Raw genomic sequence first — 17,977 nt, 5'->3', positions numbered from 1 at the left:
AAAGGGACGCTGCTTGCCGCCCCGTGCCTTCGAGAACGCACGAGGCTCCAAATCGGGCTTTAGGGACTTTTCCGGAGTTGTCTGGCGGAAGGGGTGGGATTCGAACCCACGGTAGGCTTTCACCTACGGCGGTTTTCAAGACCGCTGCCTTAAACCACTCGGCCACCCTTCCGGAAGGACGGGCCTATAGCAGGCGTCGCGCTGCGTCTCCACCCATCGTCGATGCTTAATGAAATTCCCGCAGACATTAACCATGGGGCAAGTGTCGCGCGCCGAAGATGGCCGCCAGCGCTGGGGAGCGTAGGTTTGAAGGAGGGGGCGGCCCATGGCTCGCAACCATTCGTACGCGCCAGTTCGCGGCGTCCTAGTCGTGCTCGTGGGAACCGCAGCGCTGGCCGCCTGCGCCACGCCTCAGCCGCGCTACGCCGCCAAGCATCCGGTCGCGGGGCCAACCCCCGGCCAGCTGCCTAATGGGGCGGGCGGCCGATACAAGGTCGGGTCTCCCTATGAAGTCGGCGGCGTCTGGTACGTGCCCAAGGAAGATCCCGCCTATGATCAGGAAGGCACGGCCACCTGGTATGGCCAATCGCATCATCTGAAGACCACCGCCAACGGCGAGGTCTTCGACCGCTACGCGCTGTCGGGCGCCCACACGACGTTGCCGCTGCCGTCGATCGTCGAGGTGACCAATCTGGAAAACAACCGGACCGTCCAGGTTCGCGTCAACGACCGCGGCCCGTTCAAGGGCGGGGCGGTGATCGATGTGTCCCAGGAAGCGGCGCGCCAGCTCGGCTTCGAGCAGCAGGGCACCGCCCGGGTCCGCGTCCGCTATGTCGGCGCAGCTCCGCTCGGCGCGCCGGATTCCGGCCTACGCTATTCGGCCTACACCCCGGCGCCTGCGTCCTCGCAGCTGCCGGCAGGCCCGACGCCCTATGCTGGGCTGAACCCCGGTCCGGTCCAGACGCCGGTGGCCTCGCAACCGTTGGCGCCGCTGGCGCCGCTGGCGCCGGTGGCGTCCGCGCCGCTGACCCCAGCGCCGGTCGCAGCGGCCGCGGGCGGCGGGCTGATCTATCGGGTCCAGGCCGGGGCGTTCTCCGATCCGGCCAACGCCCAGCGCGTGGTCAGCCAGCTCGGCTCGGCGGTCGTCGCCAAGGTCGAGCCGTTCCAGCGTGCCGACGGCATGACCCTCTATCGGGTGATGGTCGACGGCACAGCCGACGAGGCCGCGGCCTTTGACCTGCGAGACCGCGTTGCGGCCTACGGTTTCACTGAAGCGCGCGTGGTCCGCCCCGGCGCCTGAGGCCCGTTCCTGAGGCAAGTCCGTCCGGCGGCGGGTCAATGCTGGACAAACGGGCCGAACCGGCCATTTTGGCCGGCGTGACGCGTGGGCGGTTCATCACTTTCGAAGGCGGCGAGGGCGCGGGCAAGTCGACGCAGGTCCGGCGCCTGGTCGCGCGCCTGCAGGCCGCCGGCCATGACGTTGTGGCCACGCGTGAACCGGGCGGCTCGCCCGGGGCCGAGGCGATCCGCAACCTTGTCCTGAAAGGCGATGCCGACCGCTGGAGCCCGGCCACTGAGACCCTGCTGATGTATGGGGCGCGGCGCGACCATATCGAACGGACCATCCTGCCGGCGCTGGCGCGTGGGGCGTGGGTGGTCTGCGATCGCTTCGCCGATTCCACGCGCGCCTATCAGGGCGGCGCCGGCGGCGTTGATCCGGACTTTATCACCGCGCTGGAGACCTTTGTCCTGGCTGACGTGCGCCCTGACCTGACCTTGGTGTTCGACCTGCCGGTGGAAGTCGGGCTGGCCCGCGCCGAGGCCTTCGCCAAGGCCGACGGGCATGCCGAGACGCGCTTTGAATCCAAGGGCGTGGCGTTCCACGAGCGGCTGCGGACGGCGTTCTGCGCCATCGCGGCGGCCGAACCCGACCGATGCGCGCTGATCGACGCCGCCCAGGGCATGGACGAGGTCGAGGCTCAGGTGTGGCGGGCGGTCGAGAGCCGGCTGGTTCATGGCTGACGCCGCGCCGCATCCGCGCCAGGTCTTCGATCTGAAGGGCCATGAAGCGGCCGAGACGGCTTTCGAGGAGGCGCGCGGCCGTGGCCGTCTGCACCATGCCTGGCTGCTGACCGGGACCGAGGGCGTGGGCAAGGCGACCTTCGCCTTTCGCGCCGCCCGCCGCTTGCTGGGCGCGCCGCCGAACCCCGCCTACGGCGTGCTTGGCGCGTCACCGGACCATCCGGTCAGCCGCCAGATCATCGCTCGCTCGCATCCGGACCTCATGGTTCTGGAGCGGGTCGGCGAAGACGGAAAGCCGCGCAAGCTGATCCCCGTCGACGAAGCCCGCAAGCTGAGCGACTTCTTCGCCAAGTCGCCGGCGTCGGCGCCGCACCGCGTGGCGATCATCGACGCGGCCGACGACCTCAACGTCAACGCGGCGAACGCCGTCTTGAAGACGCTGGAGGAGCCGCCAGCGCGCGGGGTGATCCTGCTGGTCTCGCACGCGCCGGGCGGGCTGTTGCCGACGATCAAGTCCCGCTGCCGGCGGCTGGGCTTCCAGCCGCTGCCGGAGACCGAGGTCACGGCCTTCGTCGAAGCGCGGACGACGGCCAATCCCGAAGAGGCCATTCGACTGGCGCGGATGTCCAAGGGCGCGCCCGGCAAGGCGCTGGCCCTGGCCTTGGCCGGGGCTGTGGCGGTCGATGACGCGGCCAAGGAGATTCTCCAGTCGCTGCCGGAGGTCGACGAGGCCCTGGCGCTGTCCCTGGCCGACCGTTTCCGCGGCGCGGAGGGGGCGGCGCAGTTCAATCTGTTGCTGGAGCGGCTCGCCGAGCGCGTGCATGGCCATGCCGTGCGGCTGGCCGCTGAGGGCTATGGCGGGCTTGATCGCTGGGCCCGAGCATGGGAGACGCTGCAGCGCCTCCCGCGGGAGGTCGAGGCCGTCAATCTCGACCGTGCGGACGCGTTCTTCACGGCCCTCACTGAACTGCGCGCCGCCGCGCGCGCCTGAAATCTCCGAATGCTGATCGACAGCCACGTAAACCTGCACGCACACCAGTTCGACGAAGACCGCGACGAGGTGATCGCGCGCGCCCGCGCCGCCGGGATCGAGCTGATGGTCAACATCAGCGACAAGGTCTCCGGCTTCGCCGCCGTGCGCGCCCTGGCCGACCATCCCGACATCTGGTGCACGGTCGGCACCCACCCGCATGAGGCCAAGGAGAACCCCGACCTCGCGGCCGCCGACCTCGTCGCCATCGCCGCCGATCCGCGCGTGGTCGGCATCGGCGAGACCGGGCTCGACTTCCACTATGATCTGAGCCCCCGCGACATCCAGGCCAATGTGTTCCGCCAGCATGTCGCCGCCGCACGCGAGACGGGCCTGCCGCTTGTGGTCCACACCCGCGAGGCCGACCAGCTGATGGGCGACATCCTCGAGGAGGAATACGCCGCCGGGCCGTTCAAGATGCTGATGCACTGCTACACCTCCGGCGCCGAACTGGCGGCGCGGGCGGCGGCGCTGGGCGCCTGGTTCTCGGTGTCGGGCATCGCCACGTTCAAGGCCGCCGAGGACGTTCGCGCCATCGTCCGCGAAATGCCGGCCGACCGCATCATCGTCGAAACCGACTGCCCCTATCTGGCGCCGGTGCCGCACCGTGGACGCCGCAACGAGCCGGCCTTCCTGCCGGACGTTCTGAACAAACTGGCGCAGATCCGCGGGTGGTCGAAGCACGACGCCGAGAAGCGGACTGAGGACGCGTTCTTCGCGCTGTTCGACCGGATCCCACGGCCATGAGCGGTCGGCTGGAGTTCACGATCCTCGGCTCCGGGTCGTCCGGCGGCGTGCCGCGGGCCGACGGCGACTGGGGCGCGTGCGACCCGGCGGAGCCGAAGAACCGCCGCCGCCGCTGCTCGCTGCTGGTGCGGCGGCTGGGGCAGGGGGCCGAGAACGACACCACCCTGATCGTCGACACCTCGCCCGATCTGGTCTGGCAGACGTCGGAGGCGGGAGCCAAGCGGCTGGATGCGGTGCTGCTGACCCATGATCATGCCGACCAGACCCACGGCATCGACGACATCCGCGCCTTCTTCATCCGTCAACGGGCGCGCATCGCCTGCTACATGGACGCGCCGACGGCGGCGAGCATGCAGCGTCGGTTCGGCTACGTCTTTCAGGGCGAGAACGGCTATCCGGCGATCGGCGACATCACCCCGCTCGCGCCCCACGGCCAGGCCTGGGCGGTCGACGGCCCCTCGGGCATGATCCCGGTGACGACCTTCGATCAAGACCATGGTGGTGTTAGGTCTATCGGATATCGCTTTGGAAATGTGGCCTATTCCAGCGATGTGGTCGGGCTGGACGAGGCGGCGTTCGCAGCCCTGGCCGGCCTCGACGTCTGGATCCTCGACGCGCTGCGTTGGCGGCCGCACCCGACCCACGCGCATGTCGACCTGGCGCTCGAATGGATCGCGCGGGTGCGCCCGCGGCGGGCGATCCTGACCAACATGCACATCGATCTCGACTACGCCGAGCTTGCAGCCCGGCTGCCGGAAGGGGTCGAACCGGCCTTCGACGGACTGCGTTTCGAACATGAATTGAGCGGCGATTTTACATGATTTCCTCGCCGCTTAAGCTTGGCTTCTTGGCGTCACGGAACGGCACCAGCATGCGCGCGATCGTGAACGCGGCGCGCGCCGGCGAGCTGTCGGCCGAACCGCGCCTGATGGTCAGCAACAACCGCAAGGCCGCGGCCCTTGAGTTTGCGGCCGAGCGCGGCGTGCCGAGCCTGGTCATCCCGACCCAATCGGATCCGGAGGCCGCCGATCGGGCGCTCTGCTCGGCGTTGGAGGACGCCGGGGTCGAGCTGGTGGTCCTGTCGGGCTACTTGCGACGCCTCGGACCGCGCACCCTTGGCCGCTATCGCAACCGGATCATCAACATCCATCCCGGCCTGCTGCCCGCGTTCGGCGGCGAGGGGATGTACGGCCGCCGGGTGCATGAAGCGGTCGTCGCCGCCGGCGTGGCCGAAAGCGGCGCGACCATCCACGCCGTCGACGAGATCTACGACCATGGGCCGGTGATTGAGCGCCGCACCGTGCCGGTGCTCCCGGGCGACACCGCCGAAGCGTTGGAGGCGCGGGTGGCGGCGATGGAGCCGGGCTTCTTCATCGAGACACTGGCCCGCATCGCCGCTGGCGAACTGCGCTTGCCCGACTAGCGCAGCGTCTTGACGATTTTCACGCGGCTGAAGTCCTCGGCTGCACGCCGCTCGAAGCCGAACGACTTGGCCGTGGTCAGCATCGCGGTGTTCTCCCGCGCCACGTCGCCCCAGACCTCGGCCAATCCCTCGGCCGCGGCGTAGTCTAGGATCTCGCCGAGCAGGAGCCGGCCCAGGCCCTTGTGCTGCTGGTCGGTGCGAACCATCAGCGCGAACTCGGCCGTCTCGCCCTGGGGATCGCCGGCCAGGCGCGAGACGCCGATGATTTTCTCGCCGTCGTCGACCACCAGCGCCATTTCGCGGTCGTAGTCGATCTGGGACAGGCGCTCGGGCCAGCCGGGAGGCAGGGTGCGGAAGCCGGAACGGAAGCGCAGGCGCACGTCCTCGGCGCTGCTGGCCTCGACCATGGCGGCGATCGCCGGACCATCCTGAGGACGGATCGCCCGCAGCGTCACGGTCTGGCCGCCCACCTCGATCTGGCGTTGCAGGCGGTCGGGATAGGGGAGGATCGCCATTCGCCCCCGGGCCTCGTCGGGCGCACGCAACCGAATCCGCGCCGCCAGGGCCAGGGCGCCGGACGCGTCCGCGAGCAGGGGATTGATGTCGAGCTCGGCGATCTCTGGCTCGCCGGCGGCGATCTGCGAGACCCGGACGATGACGTCGGCGATCGCGTCGAGGTCGGCGGCCGTATGGTCCCCGAACCCCTGCAGCAGGCGCGAAACGCGGGTGCGGCCGATCATGTCGCGGGCCAGGACGTCGTCGAGCGGCGGCAGGCCGATGACGTGGTCGGCGGTCACCTCGACGCTGATCCCGCCGGCGCCGAACATCACGATCGGTCCAAACAGGCTGTCCTGGGCGACGCCGACCAGGAGTTCGCGCGCCTCCGGCCGATGGATTAGCGGCTCGACCACCAGGCCTTCGATTCGCGCCTGGGGTCGCGCCTTGGCGACCCGCGCCATCATGGCCTGGGCCTCGATCTGGGTCTCCAGCGCGCCCTCGAGACCGAGCACAACGCCGCCGAGCTCGGACTTGTGGCTGACGTCCGGCGACAGGATCTTCAGCGCCACAGGGCCGCCGATCTCCTCGGCGATGCGGCCGGCTTCCTCCGGGGTCGCCGCGTCGCGGCCCTCCAGCGCCGGGACGCCGTAGGCCTTGAGCACTTCGCGCGCCTCGGGGTCGGTGAGGGTGAGGCGCCCGTCGGCGCGGGCCTTGGCGATCACCGCGCGTGCCTGCTCGCCGTTCGGCGCGGCCATGGCGCCAGGCGTGCGGATCAAGGCTTCCTGGTTCTTGCGGTGATCGACCATATGCATGAAGGCGCGGACCGCCTCGTCGGGGGTTTCGTGCGCGGGCACGCCCGCCGCCGCCAGTCGTCGGCGGCCCTCGGCGACCGCGGTCTGGCCCATCCAGGCGCTGAGCACCGGGCGATGGTAGCGCTTGGCCTTCAGCACCTCGACCACGGCGTCGGCGGCCGCGGTGCTGTCCTCCACCGCCGTGGGGCAGTTCATGACCAGCACGGCGTCGGCGTTGCGGTCTTCCAGCATGATCTCCAGCGCCCGGGCGTAGACCGGGGCGTGGGTGTCGCCGAGGATGTCGACCGGGTTGGCGCCGGACCAGTACTTCGGCGCGGTGGCGGCCAGTTTCTCCATGGTCTCTGGCGAGAGTTCGGCCAGGCGGCCGTCCTGCGCCTCAAGGGCGTCGGCGGCCATCACCCCGGCGCCGCCGCCGTTGGTGAGGATGGCCAGTCGGTCGCCATAGACCCGCATCCCGGCGCCCAGGGTCGACACCGCGTCGAACAGTTCGCGCAGGCCGCCGACCCGCAACATGCCGGCGCGGCGAAAGGCGGCTTCGTAGACCAGGTCGGAGCCGGCTAGGGCCCCGGTGTGTGTGAAGGCGGCCTCGGCGCCGGCCTTGCTGCGGCCGGCCTTGACCACGACCACCGGTTTGGCGCGCGAGGCGATCCGGCCGGCGGTCATGAACTTGCGCGCGTCGGTGATGCTCTCGACATAGAGCAGCACCCCATGGGTGTCGTAATCGAGCGCCAGGTAGTCGAGCAGGTCGCCAAAATCGATGTCGGCGGCGTCGCCGATGGTCAGCACGTGCGAGAACCCGACCCCGCGGGCATGCGCCCAGTCGATCGCCGCGGCTGCGACCGCCCCCGATTGCGACACCAGGGCCAGGCCGCCGGCCGCCGGGGCGAGGTGGGCGAAGCTGGCGTTGATCCCCTGGCGCGGCGACATGAAGCCCAGGCAGTTGGGGCCGAGGATCCGCATCAGCGTCGGCTTGGCGGCGTCGAGCATCTGCTGGCGCAGCGTCGCATCGACCCCGGCGCTGACCACGATGGCGGCCCGGCAGCCGGCCTGGGCCAGTTCGGCCACAATCCCCGGGACCGACGGCGCCGGCGTGGCGATCACCGCTAGATCCGGAACCAGCGGAAGCTCGGACACGCTGCGATAGGCGATGGACGAGCGGATCGCCCGCGCGCTCAGCGAAACCGGCAGCACCGGCCCCGAAAAGCCGCTCTCCAACAGGTTGCGCGACAGCACCTGGCCGACCGAGCCGGGCGCATTGCTGGCCCCGACCACTGCGATCGCGTTGGGGTGGAACAGCGCATCGAGGTTTCGCGTCGTCATGCCCGGCCTCCGTCTGCGCAATCGGCCAGGGGAATCTGACCGTCGTCAACACACCGCGCGTTGGCCCGTCGATCAAGTCGGCTTGCGCGCGGGCTCCCTCGAACGGGGGAGGTTGGCGCACCGACGAGCCGTTAGTCGTCGCGCTCGACCTGCCGGGCCAAGAACCGCCTGGCCAAGCTCGAGGAGCGCGGCGCGCGCTATTCAGCCTCTATCGGCATGCCGGCGGGGCAGGGGCCCGGCGGACAGGGTCAGCGGAGCACGCCGCAAGCCAGCCGGGCGCCGCCCCCGCCCAACGGATCAGGGGTGTCGGAGTAGGTGTCGGCGCCGACATGGACGATCACGGCATGGCCCTTCAGGGCGGCGACGTCGGTGATCCGGGGTGCAGTAAGCGTGGCTACGGCGCGGCCCTCGACGCTCGCCTCGATCCGCGGGAGGTCGGCCAGATGGCCGTCGCCGTGCGGCCCACGGTGCGCCGCAGTGCGCGCCGGATCCCAGTGCGGGCCGGCCGCGCCGGCCGGGGTCATGACGCCGGCGGCGTTCGGCGCATCGGCGCACGAGCCGGCCTCGTGGACATGAAAGCCGTGGGGGCCCGGCGGCAGGTCGTGCAGGTCGATCGTGAACAGGGCGCCCTTGGGCGACGGGGTGACCTTGATCACGCCCGCAGGACCGGGCGTCTGCACGGCGCTGGTGTAGACCATGTCGGCGGTCAGGACGGGTTCCGCAGCCTGGGCGGAGCCGGCGATGGTCAGCAGGGCGGCGATCGGACCGATCCTCAGCATATGAAGTTCCTTTGTTGATGCCCCGGCCTTCTGCCTGCGCGGGAGACGCTGCGCCTCCCTCGTACGGAGGAGGTCCCGCGTTTCTGTGTGGGCTACCGAGGCGTGGAAACCTCGAAAGATCGTCCGCCATGTCCTCGACCGGCCTTTGTCCTGGCGCCGCGCGCTGCGGTCCTGACCGCCGACCCGGCTCAGACGAGCGACGGCTGACTTGCGGGCGATTTCTGTCGTTGTCAGCTGGCGCTCGCCGCCGGCCGAGCGATCCGTGACGAAAATCGCGATCCCAGCCTGATCAAGGGCCTGATCGACGGCCGTCCGCTCAAAGCTCCGATCCGCGGCGACGCGGTCCCCGAACATGATGTGCATGTGTCTCTCTCCAGTTGTCGGAGAGAACGGCTAGGCTTCGGGCGTCCGGCAGCCGTGGCGACAGGCGTGAAATCAGCGTGAAATCGGCGGCCGAGGGTTGGCGAGCCCTGAGCCGCCGCTGACGGGGCCCAGTCAATTATTTCTGATAATATTTCTTAGGCGAAGAATGGTGAGGCCAATTACCAGGCTTCCAAGCCTGCCGCTCGAAAGATGCCCACCGCCTCCGCCACCGCAATGGCGGTTGGCGGCTGCGTCTCTCCCAGAGCGTATTCAAGCCCTAGCCGCTCCCATTTGTAGCGACCCATCTGGTGGAACGGCAGGATCTCCACGCGCTCCACGATTCCGAGCGACGCGGCGTACTCAGCCAGCCTGGCCATCTCCTCAGGCACATCGGTTAGGCCTGGCACCAGGACGTACCGGAGCCACATCTTATGTTTCATGTCCGCCAGTCGGCGTCCGAATTGGAGAACCCGCGAGTTGTCTTCGACGCCGGTCACACGCTTGTGCTGGGATGGCGAGAAGCCCTTCATGTCGAGGATGACGAGATCGATGTCGCCTAACTCCTGGTCCGAGAGCCTTTCGGAATAGAAGCCATTGGTTTCGATCGCCGTATGGACGCCGAGCGCCTTGGCCGCCTGGAGCAACCTGACGGCGAACCGGGTCTGCATCAGCGGCTCTCCGCCCGAGAGCGTGAAGCCGCCTTTCATCACCTTGAGGCCCTCGGCGTACTTGCGCAGCTCATCGACGGCCACGTCGAGGGGCACGGCCATGCCATTCGCAAGGGTCCAGGTGTCCGGATTGTGGCAAAAGCGACAGCGGAACATGCAGGACGTCGTCCACGCCACCAGCCGGATCCCTGGGCCGTCCACCGCCGATCCGGTCGTAAACGAGTGGAGGAAGCCGACGTCCCCCGTCGCCAGGGCCTGGCGGACGTCCAATTCGGCCAGGCCGGCGCTCTGGTCCAGACGCAGCTCATAGGGGGACTTGCCTTCCAGCGCGCCCCCTGCCCCGCCCGTGCCGCCCATCGCTCAGGCTCCGTGAAACGTGCGGTTGATGACATCCATCTGCTGGTCTCGCGTCAGGCGGATGAAGTTCACCGCGTAGCCGGAGACCCGGATGGTCAGGCTCGGATAGTTCTCCGGGTGCTCCATGGCGTCCAACAGCGTCTCACGGTTCAGCACGTTGACGTTCATGTGGTAGCCGGTGGACCCGAAGAAGGCGTCGAGGATCGAGGTCAGGTTGGTGATCCGGTCATCCTCGGTGTTGCCCAAGCCGCTGGGCACCAGGGTCGAGGTCAGGGAAATTCCGTCTGCGGCGTCGCGATAAGGGATCTTGGCGACGGACGCGGCCGAGGCGTGGATCCCGTGGCTATCGCGGCCATGCATCGGATTGGCGCCCGGGGCGAAGGGTTCGCCCTTTCGACGTCCGTCGGGCGTGTTGCCGGTGGCCTTGCCGTAGACGACGTTGGACGTGATCGTCAGCACCGACTGCGTGTGCTGGGCGTTGCGATAGGTCGGGTACTTGCGCAGCTTGCGCATGAAGGTCGAGACCAGCCAGGACGCAAACTGGTCGACGCGATTGTCATTGTTGCCGAAGGTCGGAAACTCACCCTCGGTTTCGTAGTCGACGATCAGGCCGGTCTCGTCGCGGACGACTTTCACCTTGGCGAACCGCATCGCCGACAGGCTGTCGGCGACGACCGACAGGCCGGCGATTCCGAACGCCATGGTCCGCAGCGGCGCATAGTCGTGCAGCGCCATCTCGATACGCTCATAGGCGTACTTGTCGTGCATGTAGTGGATGACGTTCATGGCGCTGACGTAGACGCCGGCCAGCCAATCCATCATCTGCTCGTACTTCCCGAGGACGTCGTCGAACTCGAGGTAATCGCCGCTTACCGCTGGAAACGCCGGGGCGATCTGCTCGCCTGAGACTTCGTCGCGCCCGCCGTTGATCGCGTAGAGCAGGCACTTGGCGAGGTTGGCGCGCGCGCCGAAGAACTGCATCTGCTTGCCCATCGCCATCGGCGAGACGCAGCAGGCGATGGCGCCATCATCCCCCCACGCCCGGCGCATGGTCTCGTCGCTCTCGAACTGCAACGAGCTGGTGTCGATCGCGACCTTGGCGGCGAAGCGCCGGAACGGCTCGGGCAGACGCGGCGAGTACCAGATGGTCAGGTTCGGTTCCGGCGCCGGGCCGAGATTGTAGAGCGTCTGCAGGAAGCGGAAGCTGGACTTGGTCACCAGGGGGCGGCCGTCATCCCCCACGCCGCCGATCGACTCGGTGACCCAGGTCGGGTCTCCGGCAAAGAGGTCGTCGTATTCCGGCGTGCGCAGGAAGCGGACGATCCGCAGCTTGATCACGAAGTCGTCGACGATCTCCTGAGCCTGCTCCTCAGTCAGGACGCCGTTGATCAGGTCGCGTTCAAAGTAGATGTCGAGGAAGGTGGAGGTCCGGCCTAGCGACATGGCCGCGCCGTTCTGCTCCTTCACCCCGGCCAGATAGCCGAAATAGAGCCATTGGACGGCCTCCTTGGCGGACTTCGCCGGCCCCGAGATGTCGAAGCCATACTTGGCGGCCATCTCCTTGAGTTCGCCCAGCGCACGAATTTGCTCGGCCAGCTCCTCACGGTCACGAATGATCTCGTCGGTGGACCAGGCGTCGTCGAGCGCAGCCTTCTCCTCCTTCTTTCGGGCGATCAGCCGGTCGACGCCATAGAGCGTCACGCGGCGATAGTCGCCGATGATCCGGCCGCGGCCGTAGGCGTCCGGCAGGCCGGTCAGGATATGGGAACTACGGCAACGGCGGATGTCGGAGGTGTAGGCGTCGAACACCGCATCGTTGTGCGTCTTGCGATGCTTGGTGAAAGTTTCGACCACGGCTGGATCGGGCTCGTACCCATAGGTCTGCAGCGCGGTCAGGACGAGCCGGAAGCCCCCGTTCGGCATGATCGCGCGCTTCAGTGGGGCGTCGGTCTGCAGCCCGACGATGATCTCGTTTTCCCGGTCGATGTACCCGGGGTCGTGGGCGGTGATCGAACTGGGGATCTGCGAGATGTCGAGAACGCTCTTCGCGCGCTCCTCGACAAACAACGCCTCGAGCTTGGCCCAGATCGCCTGGGTCCGCGGCGTCGGCCCGGCCAGAAAGCGATCGTCGCCGTAGTATGGGTCGACGTTCTGCTGAATGAAGTCGCGGACGTCGACCTCCCTGTCCCAGAGGGAGCGGCGAAATCCTGCCCAAGCGGCGTCTTCGGCAGGTGACGTGCGCGGCTCTAGAGTTTGCGTGAGCATCCTGTCCTCCATGGGCTATCTCGTGCTCGGACTGGCCTGGGCGGTCTGCGCGGCGCGGCCTGTCTCGCGCAGACAGAGGGTCAGCAGTATCGCCAGCGCGACCCCATAGATCAGAGGCTGGAAGGCCGCCTGGTAGTGGACCAGCTCCCGCTCCCCGCCCGCGCTGACGCGGGTCAGCAAGCCGCTGAACACGGGCCCCAGCAGAGCGGAGAAGGAGAAGTTGATGAAATTCACGACGCCGGTCGCCGTACCGCTGTGCTCGGGGCGGTTGGCCTCCTTGATCACGGTGTATGGCAGCATGGCGACGCCGGATGCGATGCCGGCCACGAGGCCAAGGCTGTAGGGCGGCAAGAGGTCTGGCGGACCATAGAGGATCAGCAGCAGGCAGAGCAGAAGCCCGGACGCCCCGAAGATGATCACCGGCTTGCGGCGCCCCAGCCGGTCCGAAACCATCCCGAACAACGGGCAACCGATGATCCAGCCGAACGGAACCGACGCCGAGCGCATGACCGCCAGGCCGTAGGGCATGTCGTGAGCTTCCTGGAGAAACCGTACGCCCCAGAGCATGTCGAAGATGGTGGTCGGAATGAAGATCAGGCCCGCGATCAGGCCGCAGAGGATGGATTGCGGATTGCGGAACACCACGCCGATCGCCACGACCGCTTCGCGCAGCGCCGCCGTCGTGCCGCCCTTGGCAGGGGCTCTGGGCGGCGGGCGCGGCAAGGAGACCAACAGCAATCCGGCGATCACGATGCCGGCCACGCCCATGAACAGCCAGAACTGGTTCCAAGGCAGGCCGCCGCCAATGGCCGGCCCGACGAGGAACTGCCCGGCCGAGCCGCCGGCCATGCCGAACATCTGGGTCACGCCGATCAGGGTCGCGGCCATCGACGCTGGGAAGTTGGTGGTGGCCAGGTAGGCCGCGCCGATCAGCGCGAAGACGCCTCCCGCCCCCTGCAGGAAGCGCCCGATGCTGGCCAGCGTTGGATCACCGGTGGCGAACAGAAGGGCCCCGACGCCGATGACGGCCGCTCCCATTGGGACAGCCCGGCGCGGACCGAGCTGGTCCATCGCCACGCCGGCCACCAGGCTGAACGGCGCATAGCCAAAATAGAAAAGTCCCAGCAACGAGGTCAGGCCAACGGCGGTGACGCCGAAGGCTTCGGTGAGTTGCGGCATCATCACCGCCGGCGCGGACCGCAGTACGTACTGATAGAAGTAGTAGATCGAGGTGATCAGCCAGGCGATCGTGACGGCTCGAAGAGCGCCCCTACCCTTCTGGTCCGGGACCTCGTTCACCTCCCGGGCCTCAGCAGAGGGCAGCCGAGACCGCGAGACCGCCTTGTGGGGTCTCGGCGTACCTGGAGCCCATCTCCTTGAGAGCGAGCGCCACGGCTGTGATCGCGACGGCCAATGTGGTTTGCATCGTGAACGCCTGAGGATCAGATCCTATGGCCGACATCGAAAGATATAATACGGTTGAAAACGCAGAGCCACCCAGAACACTACTCGTGTCCATCAGGATTCCCCTTGCTATCGACTTGGCCATTCGCATGTTATCATCAGCACTAACGGCTATATCACCTTGACCGTTGAGCTAAAATCAGGTGCAATACCAATATCCCCTTAGCGGATATGCGAGGGGGGTGTGGCAAGGCCCAACACGCTCATCGTGTGGCGGGCGACCATCCGCTCCTCGTCCGTTGGGACGACCCACACAGATGTGACCGAAGCGTCGGTGCTGATCAGCCCCGTTCCAGCGGCGTTCCGTCCGGCGTCAAGCTCCACGCCCAGCCAGCGACAGCCCTCGGCGACTTGCGCTCGGACATCGGCGTCGTTCTCGCCAATTCCACCGGTGAAGATAAGCCCGTCGATCCCGCCCAGGGCCGCGGCCAGCGATCCCACCTCCCGCACGAGGCGATAGCAAAAGAGCGCGATGGCCTCCGCGGCCTCCGGCGCCTTGGACGCCTTCAGCGCTTGCATATCGGAGGAGACGCCCGACACCCCCAAGAGCCCTGAGCGTCGGTAGACCAGATCCTCGATCTGCCGGGCGTCCATACCGCGAACGTCCATCAGCCAGATCAGCACGCCGGGATCCAGGTTCCCGCTGCGGGTGCCCATCATCAACCCGTCGACTGCAGTGAAGCCCATCGTGCTGGCGATGCTGCGGCCCTCGCGGACGGCGCAGGCGCTGGCCCCGTTGCCAAGGTGCGCAATCACCACCCGCCCGCCGGCAAGCTCCGGCGCCAGATCGCCAAGCCGGGAGGCGACGTATTCGTAGGACAAGCCGTGGAAACCGTATCGACGGACTCCAGCCTCGGTGATCTCCCGGGGCAGACCGAACAGCTGCGCCAGGTGCGGCTGACCGCGATGAAAGGCGGTGTCGAAGCAGGCGACCTGGGGAATGTGCGGCGCTGCTGCGGCGATCGCCTCGATGGGCGCAAGGTTGTGCGGCTGATGCAGCGGCGCGAGCGACGACAGTTCGGTGAGGTCTGAGATCACCTGCGCGTCCACTCTCACCGGCGCAGCATACTTCACCCCACCGTGGACGACGCGATGGCCCACTCCTGACACAGGACGCCCGTCGATCAGCGCGATCGCTGCCGCCAACAGGCGCTCGGTGGCCACGCCATGATCCACGCCTTCAGCGGGCCAGGTCTCTTCAACAACGGCCGCCCCCGCGGCGTCGGCGATCCTCAGTCGCGGCGAGACGCCGATTTGCTCGACGCGGCCACGGAAGCGCAGCTCTTCGCCCTCATAGAGGGCGAACTTGATGCTCGATGAGCCGGCGTTGAGGACTGCCACGTATCCGGTCATGGCCCGCCTCAAACAATCGCCGCCGCCGCGTCCGCACGCCGCGAGGCCGCCACCAGGAGCGCAACTGCGCACGAGGCCAGGCGCGTCAGCAGCGCATCGGCGCGGCTGGTCAGGATGATCGGCACTCGCGCGCCCATGACGATTCCGGCGGCGTCTGCGCCTGCCAGGAAGGACAGGCTCTTGGCCAGCATGTTCCCGGCCTCAAGATCGGGGACGACCAGGACGTTCGCCCGCCCCGCCACGGGCGAGACAATCCCCTTCACCGCCGCCGCCTCAGGGCTGATGGCGTTGTCGAGCGCCAAGGGGCCGTCCAGGACCGCCCCCGTGATCTGGCCCCGATCGGCCATCTTGCAGAGCGCCGCCGCTTCGATCGTCGAGGGCACCTTCGGATTGACCGTCTCCATGGCGCTCAGGATCGCCACGCGGACGTCAGTCACGCCCATGGCGCGGGCTAAGTCGATGGCGTTCTGGACCACGTCGATCTTGTCCTCGAGCGTCGGCGCGATGAGCACCGCCGCGTCGGTAATGATCAGCGGATGCGGGTGGCCGGGCACGTCCATGATGAAAGAGTGGCTGATGCGCCGCCCGGTCCGCAGTCCGGTGTCTCGGGCGACGACGGCGCCCATCACCTCGTCCGTGTGCAGGCTGCCTTTCATCAGGGCTTCGGCGCGCCCTGCCCTCACCAACTCCACCGCTTTGGCCGCGGAATCATGACTGTGGGCGGCGTCGACGATCTCGAAGGGCGAGATGTCGAGGCCCGCGCGCGCCGCCGCTTCCCTGATCCGATTTTGGGGCCCGACCAGGATCGGAGAAATCAGCGCCAGTTTGGCCGCCTCCACCGCGCTTTCGAGCGAGGCCTGGTCGCAGGGATGCGCGATGGCCGTCGTCGCGGACGGCAGGGCTTGCGCCTTCTTCACCAGGAGCTGGAATTTCTCGTGACCAGCCGGATCGAACCCAGCGAGATCGGACATGGCGACTCCTCCCGGGGAGCTTGGCGTCCAGGGACGCCAGCACGGCGATCCGGCTATTTCGCTGCGGCCTGCAACTCGCCTACCTTGTCGAGGTGGGCCTGAACCGAGACAGCCGCCTTTGCCGCCACTGGCTTGACCTCAGAATTTTCGCCGTCGCGGGCATAGTCCTGCAGGAGGGATAGTTCCGCCTTCTGCGCGGCCCGCTGCTGTTGAAGGTAGAGTTTGTCGAAGTCCTCAGGGCGGGCGGCGTTCAGGGCGTCGATCATGCTTTTGCCGCGTGGGCCAAGCGCAGTCGGGATCTTCTCGTTCGAAGCCTTGAAGAGCTGCACCATCTGTTGAGTCATTGCGGGGTGGTCAGTGACCATCGTCTTCGCGAATGCCTTCACCGCGGGAGACTGGGCCTTCGTTTCGGCGATTTTGCCGGCTTCGACCTCGTACATATTCGTCAAAGTCACGCCCCAGAGGAGCGTTGCCGTGCTTGGCGTGCCCGGGGTGGCGGGGGCCGTCACGATCAGCGGTTCGATGGGGGTGATCTCCTCGACGCTGACCGGGGCCGTAGCTTCCGCAACGGCGGGTGTCGACGGGGTCGTCGTGGCCGTGGGGGCCACCGGAACGGCTGCGTCCTGAGCGGACTCCTTTTTCTGGCAGGCGCTCAGCGCAAGCGCAGAAACGGCAGCGGCCGCGAGAAATGTCGCACGCTTCATAGTCGCGTCTCCCTCAGGACTAAGCCCGTGAAGAGTCGCAGCAAGGTCGGCCTAGCGGTAGCAGGGTAAACCCGAAGGCGCGGTGGAGTTTGTTTCTAGGCCCCTGGTGTTTCCTCCGGGCGGTGCGCACCGCGTTCTGGTGAACCCGACAAGCGTTCGCCTGGGCGAGATGACCAAGTCGTCACCTAATTTTTTGGATCAGTCGACGAAATCGGGCTTGTCAGGATTCACGAGACGGCATTAACTGACCAAATAGTCACCGAATGGCGCGACATGAGCACGATCAAGATTGACGACATCGCCTTCGTCCGTTTCCGGGCCCCTGATCTGACCCAGATGCGGGCCTTTCTTGAGGATTTCGGGTTGGCGACGGCCGAGCACGGCGGGCGCTTGTACGCCCGCGGTAGCGGCGACAGTCCGTTTTTGCACGTGACGGAGCTTGGGGATCCGGGCTTCGCCGGGCTGGGACTGCGGGCGGCGTCGATCGAGGATCTGCAGGACCTGGCCGCCGCTGAGGGCGCGCGGGTGGAGCCGCTCGACGCGCCCGGCGGCGGCCATGTGGTTCGGCTGACCGACCCCGATGGTCGCCTGGTCGAGGTGGTGGCCGGGCAGGCGCCCGCCTCTGCGCTCCCCCTCCCCGAACGCGAGGCCTGGAACACCGCCGCGGCCCGCAGTCGCCTGCGCCAGACCAAGCGCGTGGCGGGGGGACCAGCGCATGTCGTGCGCCTGGGCCATTGCGTGCTGAACGTGTCGGACTTCCGCGCCGTGGAGCGTTGGTACAAGGAGCGCTTCGGCTTCATCACCTCCGACGAGATCGCGCTGACGCCGGAATTCTCGGTCGGGGCCTTCCTACGCTGCGACCGCGGCGCGGCGCCGACCGATCACCACACGCTGTTCCTGATCCAGGCGCCCTCGGGCCCGGGCTTCAACCACGCCGCCTTCGAGGTCGCCGACTTCGACGACCTGATGGCTGGCCACCAGCAGCTGAAGGACGCTGGCCGCCACGCCGAGTGGGGCGTCGGCCGCCACATCCTGGGCAGCCAGATCTTCGACTACTGGCGCGACCCCTGGGGGCACACGCTCGAGCACTGGACGGACGGCGACCTTTTCACCGCCGACGACGGCTCAAACGTCGCCGGCCTCACCGACCTGATGGGGGTCCAGTGGGGCCCGGCCGCGCCGCCCACCATGGGCTGAGCGG

The 17,977-nt window shown here is 67.8% G+C and carries 15 protein-coding genes and 1 tRNA gene; 7 read left to right on the top strand and 9 right to left on the bottom strand.

Going from position 1 to position 17,977, the window contains the following annotated elements:
• Positions 1–82 precede the first annotated feature (82 nt).
• Positions 83–172: transfer RNA gene (locus C0481_RS07600), tRNA-Ser, on the bottom strand.
• A gap of 153 nt (positions 173–325) precedes the next feature.
• On the opposite strand from C0481_RS07600, the gene C0481_RS07595 reads away from it, so the two are divergent.
• The 6 genes from C0481_RS07595 to C0481_RS07570 all read left to right on the top strand — a co-directional run bounded on the left by C0481_RS07595 (position 326) and on the right by C0481_RS07570 (position 5,222).
• Positions 326–1,300, top strand: a complete 975-nt coding sequence (locus C0481_RS07595) for a septal ring lytic transglycosylase RlpA family protein (RefSeq protein WP_293402270.1) — start codon at positions 326–328, stop codon at positions 1,298–1,300.
• A gap of 77 nt (positions 1,301–1,377) precedes the next feature.
• On the top strand, positions 1,378–2,022 hold the full coding sequence (tmk, locus tag C0481_RS07590) for a dTMP kinase (protein ID WP_293402319.1): 645 nt from the start codon (positions 1,378–1,380) through the stop codon (positions 2,020–2,022).
• Entirely contained in the window at positions 2,015–3,013 is a 999-nt protein-coding gene (locus tag C0481_RS07585) for a DNA polymerase III subunit delta' (protein ID WP_293402268.1), read from the top strand. The genes tmk and C0481_RS07585 overlap by 8 nt, the downstream gene beginning before the upstream one ends.
• Before the next feature lie 9 nt (positions 3,014–3,022).
• Positions 3,023–3,799 (top strand): TatD family hydrolase, encoded by a 777-nt coding sequence (locus tag C0481_RS07580; RefSeq protein WP_293402266.1) that lies wholly within the window; start codon positions 3,023–3,025, stop codon positions 3,797–3,799.
• Positions 3,796–4,620, top strand: coding sequence for an MBL fold metallo-hydrolase (locus tag C0481_RS07575; protein WP_293402264.1), 825 nt, complete (start codon positions 3,796–3,798; stop codon positions 4,618–4,620). The genes C0481_RS07580 and C0481_RS07575 overlap by 4 nt, the downstream gene beginning before the upstream one ends.
• The gene (locus C0481_RS07570; protein ID WP_293402262.1) at positions 4,617–5,222 is read left to right on the top strand and encodes a phosphoribosylglycinamide formyltransferase; all 606 of its coding nucleotides are present in this window, start codon (positions 4,617–4,619) and stop codon (positions 5,220–5,222) included. Before C0481_RS07575 ends, C0481_RS07570 begins: the two co-directional genes overlap by 4 nt.
• Here C0481_RS07570 and C0481_RS07565 read toward each other — a convergent pair.
• The 8 genes from C0481_RS07565 to C0481_RS07530 form a co-directional block, all read right to left on the bottom strand.
• On the bottom strand, positions 5,219–7,852 hold the full coding sequence (locus C0481_RS07565; protein WP_293402260.1) for a bifunctional acetate--CoA ligase family protein/GNAT family N-acetyltransferase: 2,634 nt from the start codon (positions 7,850–7,852) through the stop codon (positions 5,219–5,221). The genes C0481_RS07570 and C0481_RS07565 overlap by 4 nt on opposite strands.
• A gap of 248 nt (positions 7,853–8,100) precedes the next feature.
• Positions 8,101–8,631 carry a superoxide dismutase family protein gene (locus tag C0481_RS07560; protein WP_293402258.1) on the bottom strand — a complete coding sequence of 177 codons (531 nt, stop codon included), beginning with the start codon at positions 8,629–8,631 and terminating at the stop codon, positions 8,101–8,103.
• A 542-nt stretch (positions 8,632–9,173) separates the two neighbouring features.
• Complete coding sequence (pflA, locus tag C0481_RS07555) at positions 9,174–10,019, bottom strand: pyruvate formate-lyase-activating protein (protein ID WP_293402256.1); 846 nt, start codon at positions 10,017–10,019, stop codon at positions 9,174–9,176.
• A gap of 3 nt (positions 10,020–10,022) precedes the next feature.
• Positions 10,023–12,284 carry a formate C-acetyltransferase gene (gene pflB, locus C0481_RS07550; RefSeq protein ID WP_293402254.1) on the bottom strand — a complete coding sequence of 754 codons (2,262 nt, stop codon included), beginning with the start codon at positions 12,282–12,284 and terminating at the stop codon, positions 10,023–10,025.
• 15 nt (positions 12,285–12,299) lie between these two features.
• Entirely contained in the window at positions 12,300–13,583 is a 1,284-nt protein-coding gene (locus C0481_RS07545; protein ID WP_293402252.1) for an MFS transporter, read from the bottom strand.
• 327 nt (positions 13,584–13,910) lie between these two features.
• Complete coding sequence (locus C0481_RS07540; protein ID WP_293402250.1) at positions 13,911–15,101, bottom strand: acetate/propionate family kinase; 1,191 nt, start codon at positions 15,099–15,101, stop codon at positions 13,911–13,913.
• 8 nt (positions 15,102–15,109) lie between these two features.
• Entirely contained in the window at positions 15,110–16,072 is a 963-nt protein-coding gene (locus C0481_RS07535; RefSeq protein ID WP_293402248.1) for a phosphate acetyltransferase, read from the bottom strand.
• A 53-nt stretch (positions 16,073–16,125) separates the two neighbouring features.
• Entirely contained in the window at positions 16,126–16,776 is a 651-nt protein-coding gene (locus tag C0481_RS07530; RefSeq protein WP_293402246.1) for a DUF4142 domain-containing protein, read from the bottom strand.
• Between the two features lie 273 nt (positions 16,777–17,049).
• Here C0481_RS07530 and C0481_RS07525 point away from each other — a divergent pair, with 273 nt between their 5' ends.
• On the top strand, positions 17,050–17,973 hold the full coding sequence (locus tag C0481_RS07525; protein WP_293402244.1) for a VOC family protein: 924 nt from the start codon (positions 17,050–17,052) through the stop codon (positions 17,971–17,973).
• Positions 17,974–17,977: the final 4 nt, after the last annotated feature.

It is taken from the genome of Phenylobacterium sp., assembly GCF_013822795.1.
Taxonomy (GTDB): domain Bacteria; phylum Pseudomonadota; class Alphaproteobacteria; order Caulobacterales; family Caulobacteraceae; genus Phenylobacterium.
The sequence above is the reverse complement of the archived record's forward strand: the minus strand, read 5'-3'. Positions and strand labels throughout refer to the sequence as shown.

What these genes read in the sequence shown, in the direction of transcription:
- C0481_RS07575 (WP_293402264.1), top strand. Translation starts at nt 3,796, where the DNA reads ATGAGCGGTCGGCTGGAGTTCACGATCCTCGGCTCCGGGTCGTCCGGC.
- pflB (WP_293402254.1), bottom strand. Translation starts at nt 12,284, where the DNA reads ATGCTCACGCAAACTCTAGAGCCGCGCACGTCACCTGCCGAAGACGCC.
- C0481_RS07540 (WP_293402250.1), bottom strand. Translation starts at nt 15,101, where the DNA reads ATGACCGGATACGTGGCAGTCCTCAACGCCGGCTCATCGAGCATCAAG.
- C0481_RS07560 (WP_293402258.1), bottom strand. Translation starts at nt 8,631, where the DNA reads ATGCTGAGGATCGGTCCGATCGCCGCCCTGCTGACCATCGCCGGCTCC.
- C0481_RS07530 (WP_293402246.1), bottom strand. Translation starts at nt 16,776, where the DNA reads ATGAAGCGTGCGACATTTCTCGCGGCCGCTGCCGTTTCTGCGCTTGCG.
- C0481_RS07580 (WP_293402266.1), top strand. Translation starts at nt 3,023, where the DNA reads ATGCTGATCGACAGCCACGTAAACCTGCACGCACACCAGTTCGACGAA.
- C0481_RS07565 (WP_293402260.1), bottom strand. Translation starts at nt 7,852, where the DNA reads ATGACGACGCGAAACCTCGATGCGCTGTTCCACCCCAACGCGATCGCA.
- C0481_RS07535 (WP_293402248.1), bottom strand. Translation starts at nt 16,072, where the DNA reads ATGTCCGATCTCGCTGGGTTCGATCCGGCTGGTCACGAGAAATTCCAG.
- C0481_RS07570 (WP_293402262.1), top strand. Translation starts at nt 4,617, where the DNA reads ATGATTTCCTCGCCGCTTAAGCTTGGCTTCTTGGCGTCACGGAACGGC.
- C0481_RS07595 (WP_293402270.1), top strand. Translation starts at nt 326, where the DNA reads ATGGCTCGCAACCATTCGTACGCGCCAGTTCGCGGCGTCCTAGTCGTG.
- pflA (WP_293402256.1), bottom strand. Translation starts at nt 10,019, where the DNA reads ATGGGCGGCACGGGCGGGGCAGGGGGCGCGCTGGAAGGCAAGTCCCCC.
- C0481_RS07585 (WP_293402268.1), top strand. Translation starts at nt 2,015, where the DNA reads ATGGCTGACGCCGCGCCGCATCCGCGCCAGGTCTTCGATCTGAAGGGC.
- C0481_RS07525 (WP_293402244.1), top strand. Translation starts at nt 17,050, where the DNA reads ATGAGCACGATCAAGATTGACGACATCGCCTTCGTCCGTTTCCGGGCC.